The 18,707-nt window shown below is 47.5% G+C and carries 10 protein-coding genes; 3 read left to right on the forward strand and 7 right to left on the reverse strand.

Features of this window, described 5'->3' with window-relative positions:
* Both FAY32_RS08230 and FAY32_RS08235 read right to left on the reverse strand, forming a co-directional pair.
* The coding region (locus FAY32_RS08230) for an MBG domain-containing protein (protein ID WP_143462968.1) at nucleotides 1–4,072 on the reverse strand (4,072 nt) is incomplete at its 3' end.
* Between the two features lie 41 nt (nucleotides 4,073–4,113).
* Nucleotides 4,114–4,536, reverse strand: a complete 423-nt coding sequence (locus FAY32_RS08235; RefSeq protein WP_143462969.1) for a hypothetical protein — start codon at nucleotides 4,534–4,536, stop codon at nucleotides 4,114–4,116.
* 1,188 nt (nucleotides 4,537–5,724) lie between these two features.
* Between FAY32_RS08235 and FAY32_RS08240 the strand changes: the two genes are divergently transcribed.
* Both FAY32_RS08240 and FAY32_RS08245 read left to right on the forward strand, forming a co-directional pair.
* Nucleotides 5,725–5,913, forward strand: a complete 189-nt coding sequence (locus FAY32_RS08240; RefSeq protein ID WP_143462970.1) for a hypothetical protein — start codon at nucleotides 5,725–5,727, stop codon at nucleotides 5,911–5,913.
* Between the two features lie 32 nt (nucleotides 5,914–5,945).
* On the forward strand, nucleotides 5,946–6,557 hold the full coding sequence (locus FAY32_RS08245; protein ID WP_158727561.1) for a hypothetical protein: 612 nt from the start codon (nucleotides 5,946–5,948) through the stop codon (nucleotides 6,555–6,557).
* Between the two features lie 98 nt (nucleotides 6,558–6,655).
* Here the strand turns inward: FAY32_RS08245 and FAY32_RS08250 are convergent, their stop codons facing one another.
* The 4 genes from FAY32_RS08250 to FAY32_RS08265 all read right to left on the reverse strand — a co-directional run bounded on the left by FAY32_RS08250 (nucleotide 6,656) and on the right by FAY32_RS08265 (nucleotide 10,037).
* Nucleotides 6,656–7,696 carry a hypothetical protein gene (locus FAY32_RS08250; protein ID WP_143462972.1) on the reverse strand — a complete coding sequence of 347 codons (1,041 nt, stop codon included), beginning with the start codon at nucleotides 7,694–7,696 and terminating at the stop codon, nucleotides 6,656–6,658.
* A 70-nt stretch (nucleotides 7,697–7,766) separates the two neighbouring features.
* Nucleotides 7,767–8,192, reverse strand: coding sequence for a type II toxin-antitoxin system RelE/ParE family toxin (locus FAY32_RS08255; RefSeq protein ID WP_225428313.1), 426 nt, complete (start codon nucleotides 8,190–8,192; stop codon nucleotides 7,767–7,769).
* A gap of 119 nt (nucleotides 8,193–8,311) precedes the next feature.
* Nucleotides 8,312–9,085 (reverse strand): ABC transporter permease, encoded by a 774-nt coding sequence (locus FAY32_RS08260; protein WP_143462973.1) that lies wholly within the window; start codon nucleotides 9,083–9,085, stop codon nucleotides 8,312–8,314.
* A 16-nt stretch (nucleotides 9,086–9,101) separates the two neighbouring features.
* The gene (locus FAY32_RS08265) at nucleotides 9,102–10,037 is read right to left on the reverse strand and encodes an ATP-binding cassette domain-containing protein (protein WP_143462974.1); all 936 of its coding nucleotides are present in this window, start codon (nucleotides 10,035–10,037) and stop codon (nucleotides 9,102–9,104) included.
* Between the two features lie 148 nt (nucleotides 10,038–10,185).
* On the opposite strand from FAY32_RS08265, the gene FAY32_RS08270 reads away from it, so the two are divergent.
* On the forward strand, nucleotides 10,186–10,704 hold the full coding sequence (locus tag FAY32_RS08270) for a MarR family winged helix-turn-helix transcriptional regulator (RefSeq protein WP_143462975.1): 519 nt from the start codon (nucleotides 10,186–10,188) through the stop codon (nucleotides 10,702–10,704).
* 283 nt (nucleotides 10,705–10,987) lie between these two features.
* On the opposite strand, the gene FAY32_RS08275 is transcribed toward FAY32_RS08270, so the two are convergent.
* Nucleotides 10,988–18,052 (reverse strand): MBG domain-containing protein, encoded by a 7,065-nt coding sequence (locus FAY32_RS08275; protein ID WP_158727562.1) that lies wholly within the window; start codon nucleotides 18,050–18,052, stop codon nucleotides 10,988–10,990.
* Nucleotides 18,053–18,707: the final 655 nt, after the last annotated feature.

Here is an 18,707-nt window from a genome sequence, read left to right on the forward strand (position 1 = left end):
GTGTCACTTCAAAGGTGTAGTTATTGCTCTTAGGCGTAACTGTAATTGCATAATCGCCGACATCTTCGCCAGTATCACGAGTCAAAGTTACCAAGTCTGCCAGTTTTTGGTCAGCCGCAAGGGTCGAACCATCTGCAAGATGACAAGTCAAAGGGTGATCCGCATCATCATCACCGTACGTCTTTCCTTGGGGGTCAACGATAAGTCCAACCACGCGTGGATTAATCAAGAGGTTCCCATCGATAAAATGAACATCATAGTTAGCATTGTCGAAAGTCCCTGTAATGGCATGGTGACCAATTGTTTCACCTGCTTGTTGATTCAACTTTACATTTAACACGTCACTTGTCTCGTTGGGGGCCAAGCCTTGTTCAGAAACAACTTTCCAACTCAAAGCCGGGTCTGTCGAAACATCGTCATCGTAAGTTTTACTCTGATTTTCAATCTGAACCATAACAGCTCGCTTTTTGATTGTGAATGTCCCCGGCGTCACCGTCACATTATAGTTCGACGTCGAAACAGCTGATCCCGTAATCTGGTAATCACCAACATTTTCGCCAGCAACCCGAGTCAACGTAACATCCTTATCCGTCAGCTGATACCCATCATCCAACGTTGCATCAAACAGTGTTAACGTCTTGTCAGCGTCGCCATAAGTCTTCGACAAATCGCTTGCCTGGACCTTCACTGGCGCCTGTGCAATCGTAAATACTCCCTGATTAACCGTAATCGCGTAATTACTATTCAAAGTTGAATTGGCTGTATCTTTCGTAATGGCATAGATCCCAGCATGCTCACCATCAGCGCGGTGCAGCTTAACGCCTAGTGAGTCGATTGAATCGCCATTAACTAAGCCATTTGCGGAGTCACTGGTTAAATCAAGGGTCGGATCAGTTGCCGCGGGCACACTATACGTCTTACCGTGATTCTGAGCAGTTACCGTAATAGGACGTGGATTCACGGTTAATTTAGCCGTACCAAATGATGTAAATGTGTAGTTCTTATCCTTAGCTAAGTCATCTTGAGCCGCTTGTGTATAACGAATCGTGTAGTGACCATTTACTTTTAGCTGCGTAATGTATTTTACTACAGCATCGTTATTATCATCATCAACAACTTCAAAATCGCTCTGGTCGATAGTATGATCCGCATTTGCGCTACCCAGACTTCCAGTAAAGGTTGGCCAAGTTCCCACTGTGCCGTCAGTAGCAGAGCCACCACCATACTCGACAGTGGCGTCCTTAACGGTAGCCACTGCCCCTACCGGATTAATCGTCAACATCGCTGAAACGTATAACCCAATTTTGTCGTTGTTGGGGTTCAAATTTATTAAATACTTCCGCCCAGCATTGGTAAGCTTAAAGAAATAGTTGCCAACATTCTTCGGTGTAACTGGCGCACCATCTGCCGTATTTGTGCTGTAATATTCGTAATAAGCTGGATTATTAAAATCAGCCGTTGTTTCTGCCCCATTTGTCCAAAAATCGGGACCAAAACTAACAAAATCAGCTGATGGAAGTTTAATTTCAGCACCATAATTTTCACTCCAAGACTTAAAGGTTGCCAAACTACTCTCAGCATCCGTCTGCTTAGTACCAAGATTGGTCAGATCTAACTTAAACGATGCCAGTAAGTTTTGAACTTTCTTTAAATAAGCATAACCATTTTGACCATCCTGATAAATATCAGTCGCTACAGTCGCTGTTTTAGCTGCTTCAAAGTCGTCCTTCGCAGTCTTGTTACTAGCAGAAACACTGGAGTAAATACCACTGACCCCCTGCAAGAGCTTTTGAGCATCCTCCTGTTGTGCCGGCGTCAAACCCGTAATTTTCATAAATTCCTGATACATTGTCTGTGCTTGTGTATTATAAGTATCCGCTAGGGTTTGGTTAGCCGCCGCCTGACTTTCCCAATAATCCAAGGTCGTACCTGTTGGTAACAGGAGGCTGCCACTCGTTTGTGGTTTTGTTTCGTCCGTTGAATCGGTAGCTCCTGCATTGCTAGTCGTTGACCAATAGTAATCATTGCTACCAATAGCTTTGCCACCACTTACGATTGGATCTCCGTTTGCATCAACTAAGGGCTGCTTATTTAAGTCCGTTGAAATCGACTGGCCCGTGCCGACCGTTGCTTTTGTCGTCACAGTTGTACCATCAACCGTGGTCCCAGTCCCTGTATAGTAGTGACTAACAGGTGTCGCCTTATCTTTAGTGGTGGTGCTGCTTGGATTAGTAGCTCCTTGGTCAATTGGCAAAACATCATTGGCAATCTTTTCGCCATTCGTTGGCGCATCAAGGGTCACCGTTGTCGGTGTATACCCGGGTATCTGTACTAAAGTTGGTTCTCCTGCGACTGCGACCACCGTCACCGGATCCAGACCATCAATCTTTTTTCCTGTTGCCGCGTCAACAGGCGTCACATTCGCCGTGAAGGCCAACCGTACGGGAACCGTTACTGATTGTTTAGCCGCATCGGTTACGGTGTACGCATAGTAGGTATCGTCAGAAACACCCGAACCATCAATCGTTTTGGACTTCCCATTACTGCTAGGCGTTTGACTGCCATCAATGACGTAAATATTGCCCGCACTATCACCTGGTAAAACGGAAACCAGACTAGGGTCGACCAACCCCTTCGCAACGGCTCTTGCTGCTGCGTCTTGCGTAGAAAAGACGGAAACCGTATCCCCAATGTTGGCGATTGCTGTCACATCTGCATTATTAAGCGGGGCATCGCTATCGGCGGAGTCGACTAAGTGAACGGTTAGCGGAATCGTCTTTGGGGTATAAGTAAATTTATCAATCCGTGCAGAATAATCGTTCCAAGCCCCACCCGTAGAGGCAGACACTGAAATTGAATAACCTTGAGTTGTATCCGTAATTGTCCGTGTAAACTGGGCCGTTCCGAGCGTAGCCGTTAACACATGGGTAGTCGCGTTGTAATCCATTGTAAAGTCGTTCAGTGGATTAGTCTCACGGTCATTTAGACCAGCTTCACTGGCAGCTTTCCAATCTGACCTGGCAGCTGCTTGCAATATACCACCAGCATCGGTCGTCCGCCAACCAATATAAGGCTGAAATGAACCATCTTCAGGGTCATTGAACCGGTTATGATTAGCATCATTAGCTCCAGTATTATTGTACTGATCATAAACAAGCCCAAACGCATTAGCAAGTCCTTGAAGTCCAAGTTGTCCACCCGAGCCACCGTTCGTTGCTTCCGCCGGATCTACTGGGGCAAAAATAAACCCAACACTGTCAGCACCACTAGATTTACTTCCAATCCCCAACGCACCAGACAAGGAAAAGTTGTGACTAAAATCGACTTCATGCTCAAATGAAACGTGTGCTGCTTGGTGTCCCGTCACGCTGCTTGCGTTACCTGACGCGTCATAGACTTGGTGTGGATCATTACTTGTCAGTGCAACCGAACCATCTGGATGAATCTTTGCTGTTTTCGTATTATCCTTAGCATCATAATCTTTATCATTACCATCACGATTTTCAACCGTCGCCGTAAAATGGTCCGCAATTTGACTAGCAGTCAAGCTAACTTCTGAGGTATCGACCCCAATATTAGTAGCTTTATCTTGTGACAGAACCGGGTACTTCGGATCACTGGTAGCGTCATTCGTCGTGCCAGCTGCTGTCTGATTCGCTGCAGCCGCATCCCCCGTCAACGACTCGCTCTCAACAACCACATTCTGCTGTAGTTGAGTACCGTTACTTGACTGTCCATTACCGCTTCCGGTCGAATCGTCACCCGAAGTTGCTGGACCACCTGCACCCGCAGCCGAATCGACATTCGACTTCACCGCTGCTGGTGCCTGCGGTGTTGAATTGCCACTGGTTGGTGCCGACTGTTTCTGTTGTTCTACCGGTTTCGTGATCTGACCCGCCGCCGGATCAGTTGCCGCGTGAACCGTCGTCGTGCCCAGTCCTTCAGCCAACGTTAAGGCCGACAAAGTCACCACTAAGCTCCCAAAAATCCGCGTCTTAACCTTCCAACCTGTATGTCCTTTATACAAAATGAAGTTCTTCTTGAGCTCCTGATTAACCACTTTTTGTTTCAAGACTGAAATCCCCTTTTCGTATCATTCATGCCGCCGACTTACTAGTTGACCAACTTGGAAGAATCCGCCGCCTTCTGTCGTGCCAATTCGTAGTAGTCAGGAGAAATAATTTCGTGTTCTAAGTATTCTGGATTTCCTTGTAAGCTCAAGGCGCTTTGCCACCAATACAAATCCCGCTTCGTAAAGAAATCTGTGAGCTCTCCCGTCAACGCCTCACATTGATCTCGCTCGACGAACAACATCAATTCAATTAAATAATCCAACTTAGTTTGCGACTCCACGTACAAATCGCAGGCCTTACTTCTAGTCAATTTGTCTGCCGAAAGATAAGGTTGAATCCGTGACCGGAGTGTTTCTGGCAAATACAGTGTGCTCTGCAGTGACATCATCGTTTTACGCAGATCCTCTATTCGATTATTGATATTCGCAATGGTCTTGGAATAGGCTTCACGATAGGTCATCATAAAAAATCCTCCGTAGTTACCAACGTTCTAAAATTGGTATTTTTTTACGATCAAAACAACATAACTAAGTCCTTGCCCTCTAAGCTAAAACAGTAAATATTGACGTATCAATCACAAGTGTTGCTGGTTTAAAAGGAGGTTTTTAAGCTGTCACTGACAACTAAAAATTTTTTATCATTTTTAACATGCAAACCACTTTCTTTAGTAATTGGATTTACTGTTATCGTTTTCATTTTGAAATTAATTGGTCGTAAAACCGCTCATAACCTTGATTTTAGTGCAGCTTTTTTACGTTATATGTACACACTTCTAATCCATTTTTATCTGTTCTTTTCCTCTAAACCAGTATTTATGTAACAAGAACATTATAATATTCGCAAGAATAATATTCAACGTATACACATTTATGCGGGTGTTAATGTTACACCTATAATCATCTGTCGCAGGCGTTACTTATAGCTGCATAAATACACTCTCAAAAAAGCAATAAGATTTCAGCTTAATCTTCTTTTTTTGGAAAATTTATTCGTCATTTTCATCTATAGCGGCGTTTCAAAATTCACAAGCTTACGATGTACGATTTCAATTTGACACTGATAACGACCGTTGCTCTGATGTTCAGTCGGCTTTTCATCACGGCGTAATCTTGTGCACCTTATCCTTGGCTGGTAAACAATCTTACACAACTTATCCCTAATCATTCATTCTGGGGGGCAAGTCAGTTTATTGACAAATAGGCCGCTATTGTCTGAAACATATACAATGGCAATCATTATTATCACGTTTATTAGTGTTAAAAGGACTAATGAATTAGTCAAAACTTCTCAACAATTTTAAGCCATATTTTCCCGTCCCTGTTATCACACATTTCTCGGGCTTTAAAGCCATTCAAATTACCACTCAGATGTCAGATTTTGATTCCGGAAAAACGGGGCTTAACTGGTCGCGTTGCAAATGTGCTGGTCGTTGGACATCAGCTAAAAATTATTTAGTTGGCACCGCTGCTTCCTAATACTTAAAGACCAGCATAAGTGTTTGTCATCTCTCGGTGTCATTCGCTACCGGTCTGGGTGTAGACTATAATTAAGCTGGTTTGTGTTGTTGGGTCACATCAATTAAGTCCCCACAAGACAACCCGGTTTTAATTTTTCGAGTGACGAGACTAGTCATTCCAGGGGAGCGTTTTTAATGAAAAAGTTGTTACTCAGTGTCACCCTGCTTGCTGCGGGGGTCTTCGGTCTGGCTACCGATGCCCAGGCGAGCTCATCAGCTTACTTACCAGATGGTAAACCAGGTGTCACCCAATATGTCCGCCTCAAAAAGACGATGGACGTCGGCATCTATCAGAAATCAGGCAACCATTACAAAAGTTGCTGAAGAAGAAGGGATCCCTCTTAGAAGTTACCGGCGTGAACCGCAACGAAATCAACGGCAAGTATGTTTCCACGGCTGGCCTCACCTCTGGCGCCGTGCACTACAACCGCGCGAAAAAGTTGAAGTACATGACGATGGACAACATGCATCCCCTGTTGGTTCCCTTCACCAAGGCCAATTTCAAACTGGTCAACTTGAAGGCTCCCATCAGAACGCTGCTGTTCCAATCTGGCACCGGCTTCAAAGTGAATGCGAAAAAGGACGGCTTAGTGACCACGCCTGGATTCTACCTGACGCTCGACAACTATCTGCAATATTACAGCGCTTCGGCCTTGGCTAAGGTCGCTCCCAGCGGCTTGTCGAAAACGGTTCGTGGCATGAGCGTCTGGAAGCCAACTGCCTCAGTCAAGGTCAGCAAGGTTACCGTCAAGGGCCGGACGACCACCATTGATTATGCCAAGCCACTCAAGGGCATGCCCAACCAAAAGATCAGCAGCCTAAAGATCGTGCACAACCCCAAGCAACATCATGCGACCTTCTTCCCCGATGGCTATACCGAAGACGCGACTTGGACGACTTACAAGGTCAATGGCAAGACCTACTATGTTGGTCAATCGATTGAAGTTAAAGATTATCTGGATGACTAGCGTGCTTCCAATCAATTTAATATAATCTTGTCTTTCACATCAAAAAAGCAGCTAGGTCTCTTAATAGGACTTAGCTGCTTTTGATTAGGTAAAGTGTGTCATTGAACCTGTGGTTGTTCCACTGGTACTTTGAACTTTAGACGTAATTGATTTAACTGACTAAATTTCACGAATTGATCACGTTGCAATCGACCCACGACAATCCCTGGGTGCACGTGAATTTCCTGGGCAAAGGCCTCAACCGCTGTTTTAGAAAAATCAAACGTCTGTACAAATGTTTTATAGGCTGTTGGGGGAATCAAAAAGTCTCTAGAAAAATCATCAGCATCCTGCTCAAGTTCGTCTAGATTTAAGGGACTCTCAATCCCAATATTTTTATCCGTCGACACAATAATATGCCCTTTCTTTTGTTGAAAAATATGGCGAATTTCATGAAACAACGCGAACCAAAAAACATCTGCATATTTTCGTCGATCATTGAGCGCTAATAAAACCTTTTCTTTACCTAGCCATTTAACAGCACCGTTGATCCCACAATTTTTCAAGTTAGGCATCATCACAAATGCCACACCAGCTTTTCTGAATATTACGCGCAATTTTGGTATAAATTCCGTCGGTGATTCCAACGTCATCGCCTTAATTTCTGGTAACACTGACTTTAGATAGTTAAGATCAATGTCCTCTACGACCTCCCGATTGCCTAAGTTTAACGCCGTCTGAACCCAGGCGTTCGAGTTGATGACATTAATAGTCTTAACTTCGGCAACCGCCGTTTTATATTGCACCAGAAAATCTCTCTTTTCCAAGACCTCTAGGTTAGAAATATGGAGAAATCGCTTTAACGCCAGAATTTTTTCGTCAATATTTCGCGTCTCTTTTACGAGACCCAGTTGCCGCCAAAATCTATAATCGATTTGTTGTTGAATGACTCTTTCTTGCTCCAGTTGTTGCTCTTGTTCGACCTGTCGTTTCGTGGTTAAATATTTTTCATTGAGATTTTTCCACAGCGTCGTCGATGTTCCTAATGCCAACGACAAGCCGTCAATCAGCTCATCATCCAATAAGATATTGCCATTTACCAGTTCACTGATTTTCTTTTCGGTCGTATTTAGGCGATCTGCAAGTTCCCGCTGATTCATGTTTTGATCAACTAGGTACTGCTTGATGTAGTATCCCGGATGAAATGCAATTGACTTCTCACTACTTATTTTAAGCATAGTGTTTGGATACCTCCTCGATTTGGATAATTTGAATTTTGCCGTAAAATGACGTGACGTCTACGTTGTCATCATTGGTGGCAACTTTCCCATTCTCATCAAGCAGCTGGACCAGTAACCGATAACTACTAGCACGCCCTGCAATATCCAACGCATACTGCCCCTGCCGATTTCCGTCCAATTTATGAATATGGCGATTACGTAGTGCGTTGACATCTGCTAGATTATCCGAGCTTTCCAACAGGTTCATCAGTCCAAATAAGGCTTCAGCCGTCCGCACACCGAGCTTTTTTCGACTTGCCTTTAGGTTCGTACATAACTTCTCTACAGCGTGGGTCTTATACTTCAGCCCGATTGCGTGCACCGCCTCATTATTCTTTTGTAGATTAATCTTACTAAATCGGAAAGACTTTTTCAATGAAAGGCCTTTGCAAAGATTATTATGACAAATATCAATCAAATAGTTGTGACCCACAACCACTGTCAGAAAAAGACGGCCATCCAACGAAAGGATGACCATCTTTAATGACTTCTAGCCTAATTCCGGTCATACGCCCAAACCGCCAATGGGGCAAAGATAGCAACGACCCCCACATCAACGATCAGCACCCATAGCGCCGCGTGGGTCCAACTCCCCGTCGCCAAGATTTGGCGAATCGCCGTGATCACATAGGTAACGGGATTCAGGCGGGCAATGAATTGGAGTGGTTTCGTCAGGGAGTGCAAGAGAACGAAGGCATTTGACATGAAGGACAGGACCAGCATCGTCATCAACGAGGCGCTTTGCACGGCGCCCGCACTCTTGGCCACCAACCCCAGTAGCGCGAAAATCCAGGACAACGCCCACCCCGTAAAGATGGCTAAGAGGCCAACCGCGATAACCCAACCAAAGCCAACGCCCGGTCGCCAGCCCATCAGGTAGCCGGTCGTCAACGATGCCACCGTCGCAATCACCAGCCGTAAGCTATCCGCAAAGAGCTGACCCGCCAACGGGGCAATGTGGGCCATCGGTAACGATTTAAACCGATCGAAGACGCCGGAGTCGAGATCTTCTCTGATTTGCGCGCCCGACCCAGAGCCCGCTGACAGCATCGCTTGCATCAAAATTCCCGGAACGATAGTCGGCAGGTAGGCACTGACACCGCCAGCGATTGCGCCACCAAATAAGTAACCGAACATCAACATGAATAAGACGGGTTGAATCACCACATCCATAAAGTTATCTGGATTGTGGACCGTCTTTAGTAAATTGCGATAGGCCATCGTGGCCGTGTTCATCATGACGTTGCCGCCGTGCGTTTGAATATCCATTTTGCATCCCGCTTTCTTAGTTCTTGCCAACCGTTAAGGTCATAAAAACATCGTCTAATGAAGGTTCCTGAACGACTAAGTGGTCGATCGTAATCTTAGCCTGATTGAGCGCGGCCAAAATGGGGGCCAACGCCGCAACGTGCTTGAGCCGAACGCTTAAATTTTGGCCCACGCGTTGCACTGCACTGGCCGCCGAGGTTGTTAGGAGGTGCTCCGCCGGCTCTACCTGGTCCGCCTGCCGCACCGTAAAGCTCAATTTGGTCCCGCCAATTTGTTGTTTGAGTTCGGCCGGCGTCCCCAGCTTGACGAGCTTCCCGTGATCAATAATGGCCAAGTTGTCAGCCAATTGGTCGGCCTCGTCTAAATACTGCGTAGTCAAGACCACCGTTGACCCCTGCCGCACGAGTTGCCGAATCGTGGCCCACATCTGTGTGCGGGTCCGCGGGTCCAGTCCGGTCGTTGGTTCATCTAAGAAAATCAAGGTCGGCCGCGTAATCAGGCTAACGGCAAGATCCAATCGCCGCCGCATGCCCCCAGAGAAATTTTTCAAGGCTTTATCCGCGGAATTCTCAAGTGAGAACTCCGCCAAAAGTTCCGCCGTGCGTTGCTTGGCCGCCCGACGTGACAGGCCATTGAGGCGGGAAAAGATCATCAGGTTCTCGCGCGCAGAGATATCTTCATCGACGGACGCGTACTGGCCCGTGAGACCAAACATCGACCGGGCCAGCCGCCCTTCTTTTACCGTGTCATGGCCAAAGATCTTTACCTGACCGGCATCGGCCTGTAGTAGCGTGGTCATCATGCGCAGTGTCGTGGTCTTGCCCGCACCATTGGGGCCCAGCAATCCAAAGACTTCTCCCTGCCGCACGTGAAACGAAATATCGTCCACGACCGTTTTCTGACCAAAGCGCTTGGTCAAATGATTGACCTCAATTGCATTCACTGCTGTCATTTTAATTCCCTCTTAGTGTTTTCTTTTTAATCAGGTCCCCCTGACTAAAAATATAATAAGGTCCCCTGATTAATTTGTCAAGTCCTTAAAAATAGAACATGCCACTTTCCGTGGTTGTCGGGTATAATGGCACTAAGGAGGCGGCGCTATGCCTAATTTAGCGAAACAAAGAAAAGCGGCTGGCAAGCTGATTGAATTCGGCATGGTCCGACACACCGCTGAAGAGTTGATTCACCGAGAACATGCGGATAAAGACGAGCACCCGCTACGCTTTCAGGGGCAAGGTAAGATTCTACTGACCCTCGCTCAGGCCGATGGACTCTCCCAAAAAGAACTGGCGACCCGCTTAAATTTAACGGCCCAATCGACAGCTGAGTTTGTCAACAAACTGGTCAAAAAGCAGTTGGTGACCAAAGAAAAGTCCACGACGGACCGGCGGAAGACCATTATCCACCTGACCGATTTAGGGCGGGCAACGGCAGAAACAGAAACCGCCAAGGTCCCCGAATTTCTGAACACGTTGACGGACACCGAGCTCGACCAATTAACCACGATTTTAACGAAGATCAACACGAGCCTCTATGATGAAATCAATACCGCCAACCCCACCCGGTTCGATAAGTTCCAGCAAACCGTGGCCAATCATATTCGCGACTGGTTCCTTTAATGCCTCAAAGTCGTCTGAGAACACAATGTAAGCCGAGAGGCCGGCAGATATGCGCTCAGGCGCGTCGTTCGCACCGATCCAGCCCATATCTACCGGCCGGTAAGGCGACCAAAGCACCATGCTGCCTAGTTTTAGAGTCACCGTTGTTGATAAGACAGGCATGAGCCGTACTTTGCAACTTTCAACTTTTAGTTATTAATGCTATATACACAAAAAGCCGCCCTTTACCTCAGGACGGCTTTTCGTCTGTCTACATCACTACTTCGATCTTTCCTTAACTCGGTTAACGCTGACGCCGACGAACAAATGGGATAACCGCCAACAGGGCCATTAAGGCTACCCCTAATTGGGTCAAGAAGCCTTCGTTCTTTTCACCCGTCTGTGGCAATTCCGTTTTCGGTTGTGTCAGTTGCTTCGTTTTCTGCTGAGCCTGAATAGTTCCAGTTACCGCAGTGGCAACCACATGTCCATCATTAGTCTGGGCGTGCCGCTGACCATTTGCATTGCGAACCAGTGGCTTCACAGCATTGACTTGTTTGTGCACACCCTTCACTTGGCTGGCCGTGGTGCTGACATTCTTCGGCGCTTGCTTTTGCGGTGTTGTCTGGCGACTACCATCTGCCGTGGCAAGCTGACGAGTAAAGGTTGGCGTCTTGCCTGACTCATCGAACTTCACAACGGTCGAACCACCCTTGCCATCGGGTAACACCACAGCTAAGGCCCCCGGTTCAACCGTACGTTGTTCAACAACCGCCCCATTCTTCAGCTCACGAATCACCCGTTCACCAGATACTGGATTGTACGTGTAGATGACCTGAAGACCGTCTTGCCATTGCTTGGTGACCGTCACAACCTTACCCTTATCCGCATCAGCTGTCACGGTTGGCGCTGGATGATAACTAGGACTAGCGGGATTGTGCGTAAACGTTGACATCGTGCCGGCTTGACCAAGCTTGATGGTGACCGTACCACCAACGCCATCTACTAAGGTGACCTCTGCCGTATCGGGCGCAACCGTGCGTTGATCGACCGTCTTGCCATTCCGCTGCTCACTAATCGTCCGTTGACCAGTCGTCTGATCGTAGGTATAGGTGGTCTTGCTGCCATCTTTCCACTGCTTAACGACTTTGACAACATTGCCATCGGCAGCTTTCGTCGTGGCCGTGACGTTACCTGACTTATCACGCGTTGTCTGTGTCGTTTCGTGTGCAAATGTTGGTTGGTGGGTCGTTGGGTCAAGTACAATGACCGTGTTCGTATTCTGGTCACCAGGGAGCGTTACCTTGCCAGACCCAGACGTCATCGTCTGTTGCGCAACGACCTGGCCATTCCGTTGCTCACTCACAGTCCGCTCACCCGTTTTCGGATTGTAGGTGTAGATTGTTTGGCTACCATCTTTCCACTGCTGATCAATCTTAACCACGTTACCCTCTGAATCTTTTTCGGTAATGGTCACATTGCCGGCAGCATCCGCAACTTTACCCAAAATCTTCAATTGACCAGGAACAACGTGCAACACGTAATTGGGATTGTTGGATTCCACACCAATTGTGTAAGTCCCCACTTCCTGACTATTTGGTCCCACGTATTTCAGGTCAAACGGCGCGTGATCATCGACCGTTGAGCCATGGTCAACTATCTCGGCCTGGTTCTCAGGAATTGGGCTACCCACGTACATTTCCTGGTTCTTCACTTTAACCGTGATCGGCCGTTTGGCAACGGTCAAGGTACTGGTTCCAAATGCGTTGGTGAAATCATAGTTGCCGTTCAACTGCGCCAGTCGCGTTTGGGCGGCTTGATTCAACCGAATCAGGTAGGTGCCACTCGCCTGCAATTGGGTCGCCTGAATAACCTGCCCAGTGGCCTTGTCAATAATGTCAAAATCAGACTGCGTCATTGTATTCTTGGGAACACTAACGGTTGCCACCAACGTTGGTAGCGCATCGCCGTAAGTCATATTGGCAGGTTCTATCGTCACCGAAACGGATTTCGGTGTGATTGTGAAGGTTCCTTTATTTTCAATGGTAACGTCGTAATTCGTGTTATCAGCCGCCGTACCGCTAATCGCATAACTTTTGGCATCAGTTCCCGCTTCACGAACTAAGTTGACCCCTAAGCTTGCCTTAGTGTCCTGACCAACCAGCTTGCCGTTAGCTTGTCCATCCTGCGTCGTCGTTGGGATACTGAACGTTAATTCCGGATCGGTTGTGCTACCAAATTGACTGCTGATGTTATCGACTTTCACGGTGATTGGCTTCTTGTTGATGGTGAACGTCCCCGGGTTAACGGTAATCGTGTAGTTCTGGTTCAAAACTGAAGCCTTGTCGAGATCGATCACATACGTTTTCACAGTTTCTCCGGTCTGCCGAACGAGTTTGACTCCCAAGTCATCACCATTGACTAATCCCGTACTTGCCGCAGTGCTTGTGTCAACCGTTGCTTCTAAGACAGAATCCTTGTCCCCATACGTCTTCCCCGCGTTCTTAGCGGTTACCGAAACTGGCCGCTTCGTCACAGCCAACTTAGCTGGGGCAAAAGTGAGCGCGTAATTAGGGTTGGCCTTGGTCAAACTAGCCTGAGTATCTTCAGTCAATTGGACCGTGTACTGACCACCAGCTTGTAGGTGATCAACTGTCACTGGTTGTTTCGTCGCCGCATCAATGATGACAACACCCGTTGCGTTAATGTCACTGGTGCTTCCTGTACCTTTATTCGTTGCCGTTAAGCCAGGGAGCTGATCACCGTAAACCATGGTGGTATCACCTAATGTCACCGTTGCCGCTGCTGGCGTAATCGTCAGCGTTCCCTGATTAAGGGTAACCGCATAATTTGCCGAATTAGCTGATCCTGTAATGGCATACGTTCCCGCATTCGTCTCAGAAATTGGCTTTAGCGTCACACCGAGCGCACTTTTATCATCACCGTTGACTAAAGCATCAGGGGCCATGCTAAACCCATTCGCACCATGTGCTGTCCCATCATAGGCTGTTTTGACACCGTTAATATTCACCGTAATTGGCCGCTTCGCCACACTCAAGTCACCAGCGTTAAAGGCAAGATCATAGTTCACATGGGCTTTGCTCAAGGCCGCCTGCGCCGTTGACGTCAATTGAACCTTGTAGCTACCGCCAGCTTGTAGCTTATCAGCAGTAATCACATTCTTGGTGGCCGTATCCACAATTTCAAAATTATCTGCACTAAGCTGCTCAGCTGCTGCACCGTTCACTGAGACCGATAGACTTGGCAGTGCGTTGCCATAGTGAAGCTCAGTGCCCGTGACAGCTACGTTACCGGCTGCTTGGGTAATCTTCAGTGTCCCCTTTTGAATGGTGACCGCATAGTTCGCTGCTTCAGCTGATCCTGTGATGGCGTATGTCCCCGCATTCGTTTCGGAGATTGGGTCCAGCGTCACATCAAGCGCATCATTGCTATCGCCGCTGGCTAATGCACCAGATGCGATACTAATCCCATTAGCCCCCTTCGCCGTGCCATCATAGGACGTGGTGACATCGTTGATTTTCACCGTGATTGGTCGCTTCAACACATTCAGATCACTCGCATCAAACGTGACAGTATAGTTAGGATTGTCTGCTTGCAAGCGCCTTTGCGCAGTCAGTGACAACTGCAGCTTGTAGCTTCTGCCAGCTTGTACCTTGTTGGCCTTTACCGTCTCACCAGTAGCCGAGTCCACCACTTCAAAGTCAGTTTGACTAATCACACTAGTAGTCCCAGTCATATTAGGCGTTGCAACAAACGTTGGGAATGACTCACCATAGGTCATGGTTCCCTTTCCCAGCGTTACCTTGCCGGCTGCTTGCGTAATCGTCAGCGTACCATTGACAAAGGACACCTGGTAATTCTTGGCACTATTAGCATCAGTAGTTCCTGAAATCGTATACGTCCCCGGGGTCTCTCCCGCTTTCCGAGTCAACGTCACTCCTAGGTCAGTCTCCGTGTCGGTACCGACTAACTCAGACGTTGGCACATTAAATTTTAGCGTCGGATTCGCCTCACCATAGGCCTTATGAGCATCGGCAATCGTCACCGTAATTGGCTTCTTGTTGATGGTTAAACTCCCATCCGTAACGGTAATCTCATAGTTTTTATTTAAATTCGAAGCGGAATTGAGCCCAATTTTGTACTGGCCTGCGTCTTTGCCCGCGTCTCGTTCAAGCGTCACACCCAGACTAGCTAGTGTATCCTGATTGGCCAGTTCTCCCTTGGCAACACCGGCCAGCTTAAAGATGTCCTCCTGAGCACCGTAATTTTCCACAACGTTTGGCGCCGTCACCGTAATTTTCCGTGGTGTGACGGTCAACTTGGCCGTCCCAAACTTCCCAAAGGTGTAGTTACTATCTGCCTTCAAAGCAGCTTGTGCATCAGCTGTATAACGAATCGTGTAGTCGCCACCAGCTTGCAACTGGTCAACGGCGACCAGCTTGCCATCTTGGCCGACGATTTCAAACTCATCCTGCGTGACGGGATGATCAGTGTTGGCCTGGGCTGAGCCTAAACTCCCCGTAATTCTCGTCAGCTTCCCATTGTCGCCGCCATAGACTAAGCTTGTGTCCGTAATTGCTGGCGTTGCTGTTGCTGGCGTAATCGTAATTGCCGCGGAGACATAGAACCCGGCATTGGTGTTCGTCGTCAGACTCTTGAGATAGGTACGGCCGGCATCGGTTAATTTGAAATAATAGGTGCCGACATTCTTAGGCGTCACGTGGACATCTGAGTCCAAAGTCTTAACGTAGTAGAAGTAGTCCGACTTATTAAAGTCCTTCTTTTGGGCATCCGTCACATCTGCCCCAAACCCGGAACCAAAGGTCACATCAGGCGATTCCAATGATGTCCCATACGTTTGCGACCAAGGCATAAAAGTGACTAAAATAGCCTGAGTAGCATCCGTCAATTTATCCAGATCAGTTTTAACACGCTCCAATGAAGCGTTCATATCTGCTATAGCAGCATAACCAGCCTGACTTTTGTCGAAGATTGTTTGGAGATCCGTTGCCGTTTTAGCCTCTGTTAAAGCAGCCCGAGCACGTCCATTTTCATCTGCGAGTTGCTTATAAAGAGGCTTAACAGCATCTAACAGTGTCTTGGCAGCGTCCTTTTGCTCCTGTGTGATACCAGACTTAGCCACAAATGTATCGTAAATATTTTGGGCATCTTTTTGGTACTGATCGGCCTTAGTCAGGTTGTCAGTCGCTTTTTGAACCCAGTAATCTAACGTTGATTGCGTGGGTAGCAACATACTACCGCTAGCTTGCGGCTTAGCTTCATCCATGGAATCCGTTCTGCTAGCATTCGCCACCGTTGACCAGTAATAGTCAGTGTTGGTAATCGCGGTCTTATCGCCACTTGCGACTTGATTGCCTTTTTCCGTCAAAGGCTGACCGTTTAGCGCATCTGTAATCGATTGATTCGTTCCAACTGTCGCCGTTACATCAACTGGCTTACCATCGATGGTTTTACCCGCGGCCGTATAGTAATGAGCGATTGGGTTCGCTACCCCCTCCGTTGTGGTGGTTGCCGTACCCGTTTTGGTCATATCAATTGGTAATTTGTAGGTGCCTACCTGTCCATCTGTAGGCACCGGAACCGTAATTGCCGCGGGAGTAAAGCCCGGAATTTGAACCACGATAGCCTTACCAGCAACTGCGGTCACCTGAACAGCATCGAGCCCTGAAATTGCATGTCCGTCCTGGTCGACCGGTATCACGTTGGCTGGGAAGGTTAAGCTGACTGGCACTGCCAGTGTCTGCTTTGCCGCCCCCGTCACCACATAACTGTAGTAGGCGCCATCGATTGCCTTGGAATCTGCGCCGATATAGTTGACCTTACCGGCACTGGTAGTTTGGTCCCCATCAACGACATACACGTTATTGTCTGCATCGGTTGGAATCACTGTCACCAAATCAGGATTTAGCGTTGGATCTTTCTCAGTTGCGCGCTGTGCGGCGGCCAGCGATGAGAACACGGAAATGGTGTCCCCCACGTTAGCAACGACATTCGCCGGCTTAGCGTTCCCCAATGGCGTCGTTATCTGGGTTGGAAAGCTCACTGCAACTTGTGCCGTCTTAGGGGTGTAGTTAAAACTATCGATTCTGGCAGCGTAATTGTTCGTCTTTGAACCAGTAGAAGCCGCGATTGAAATCGAATATCCCGAGGTCACATCGTCGATTATCCGCACAAAGTCTGTTCCCCCTAAGGTAACCTTCAACTGCTTCGTAGCCGCATCATAAGTCATCTTAAATTCATTGAAAGGATTGGTTGCCCGCGGGTTCAGGTTCAGCATAACTTTATTTTTCCAAAGCGATGAGTCCTTATCAGCTTGCAACTTGCCATCGGCATCCGTCGTTCGCCAACCAAAGTAGGACTGATCAGTAGGGTCCGCAACGTTGTTATCGTCAGCTTGGTTAGGAAAATCATCAAAGATAAATCCGAAAGCGTTCGGGAGTTTCCCCAGTCCCAATAGCCGTCCTGATCCTCCCTTTGTCGCAGCCGCGGGATCACCAGGCGCAAAGATAATCCCAACACTATCCGCACCTGCCCCGTTAGTCCCGATCCCTAATGCCCCACTCATTGAGAAATCGTGAGAGAAGTCAATTTCATGTTCAAAGGAGACGTGCGCGACCTGATGACCAATTACATTTGCAGAGGTCCCCGTGGCATCAACATGATTGTGGGAGCTGTTCGTAGTCAGATTAACTACCCCTTTATCATCGATAGGGATATTTTGCGTGTTCTTCGCCACGTTGTCGTCTTTATCGCTGGTATCAAAGTTCTCAACACTTCCCGTGAAATGGTCCTTAATCTGACTCGCCGTTAAGCTCACTGCTGAATCCGTACTATTAACGTTGACCTGCGTATCTGGCGTCAATACTTGGTACTGCTTGGCAGCGGCATCAGTCGGCGCTGTAACTGAGGGTGATCCCGGCTTTGGCACGGTTGGCACAGTCGGTGTAGTTGGTGTCGTTGGTGTGATTGGTGTGGTCGGTGTAGACGGTGTGGTCGGTGTAGACGGTGTGGTCGGTGTAGTCGGCGTGACCGACGTCGTTGAATCGCCCGAAGTGACTGGATCTTTAGGCGTATCTGCACGATCTGCTGGAGTTGGATTTTCTGGCACAGGCTTCAGAGTTGCTGGGGCCGTTGCCGGTACAACATTAGCGGCTGGTAACTCCGTTGCTGCATGGGCGTCGACAATCCCCTGACTTTCCGCGATGGCTACTGCGGATAAGCTAACCAGTAACGTTCCAAATAGACGTGTTTTGACTTTCCAACCCGTGTGTCCCTTGTATAAGATGAAATTTTTCTTGGTCGTTTGATTTGCTGTTTTCTGTCTCAAGCTTGCCCTCTCCTTTTTCAACAGTGCTGAACCCCCATGTGTCCAAACACCAGACCGACTTCATTCTGAATCCAGTTTCACGACTGATTGTTTAGCTCCCCCTAGCAATCACTGTACCTTGGTTAGTAAAGTTTCCTTTCATTGATGAAACGACAGATAAATCCCCCTATTGATCAGTAATCGTATCCACAAGTCCCGATATCCTTTCTCAAATATGGTTTCTTGCCAGCTGTAATCATGCGCCCAGTCTGATTTTTACTCACTTTCGACTAGCCATCTAAAATAACCATGTTTCGACAACGGATTACACCTTTTCCTGTTTTATATGTCAATATTTTTACGTAGGCTTACGACTAACAAGTTATATTATATTTTATATCGTCTGAACCGTTTTTACTGCTAATCTTTTCATGGGGTTCTTAACTATACTCACATTATAAGTGCGGCCACGCTGACATTCAAGCTGTTAATCTTCCAGAAGAACAATTAGCTACAAAAATAATTATGTGACACTAAACATTATACAGGTTATTATCTATAGGCCTCGTAATCGGCGATATCTCCGTACTGAATCATGAACAGCCCTTGAATTTTAAGTGAAGCTAAAAACAACCAGGCCCTTAAAAGCCAGAGCCTAGTTGCTTTTTAGTTGCCA

The organism is Levilactobacillus enshiensis (genome assembly GCF_007115095.1).
Lineage (GTDB): Bacteria > Bacillota > Bacilli > Lactobacillales > Lactobacillaceae > Levilactobacillus > Levilactobacillus enshiensis.